Here is a 612-nt window from a genome sequence, read left to right on the forward strand (position 1 = left end):
TGGGAGCAATATTAGTTTCTTTGCCGATAATATTTAAGTCGGTTTTAGCGTTGATATTGCCTAATTCAATTTTGCCATTAGCGTTTAAGGTGATATCACGCCGGTCGCTGGTTAACTCTTTCAAATTCACCCCAACGCCATCTTCAGTAGCCACCAGCCGGATTTTATTGGCATACATCCCGCCCAGCGCTTTGGTATCAATGGCTAATTGCGGTTTAGCGCCTTCTCCGGCGAGAGGGGTAACCGTGCCGTCTTTTAAGCTGATGCGGTTGGCTCCCTGCGTCAGTGACAGGGTGTTAGCCTGAATCTTTCCATTTAACTCCGTGGCCCGGCTGATGATATCGACATAATCCGTCGCTTTGCCATCCAGCCCTTTGCCGCCAATGGTGATCTGGCCTTGTTTAACTTCCAGGGCTTCCAGCGCGCCCTGTTTGTCAAACTGGGGTTTCCCGGTGGTCAGGGTGGCGCTGGCAGTATTGATAAAACCACAGCCATCACAGGTGATGCCGTTAGGGTTGGCAATCATCACGTTGGCTTTATTGCCGACAATTTCCAACTGACCTTGCAGTTCAGAGCGCCCGTTGCCGGTGACTTCATTGATAATCAGTTCCG

General features: G+C 50.3%; 1 protein-coding gene. It reads right to left on the minus strand.

All coding sequences use genetic code 11. The features are described 5' to 3' along the window. On the minus strand, positions 1-612 hold a 612-nt coding region (locus tag C5471_RS25535), incomplete at both ends, for a filamentous hemagglutinin N-terminal domain-containing protein (protein WP_166296636.1).

Origin of the sequence: Photorhabdus tasmaniensis, assembly GCF_011189505.1 — a bacterium.
Taxonomy (GTDB): Bacteria; Pseudomonadota; Gammaproteobacteria; order Enterobacterales; family Enterobacteriaceae; genus Photorhabdus; species Photorhabdus tasmaniensis.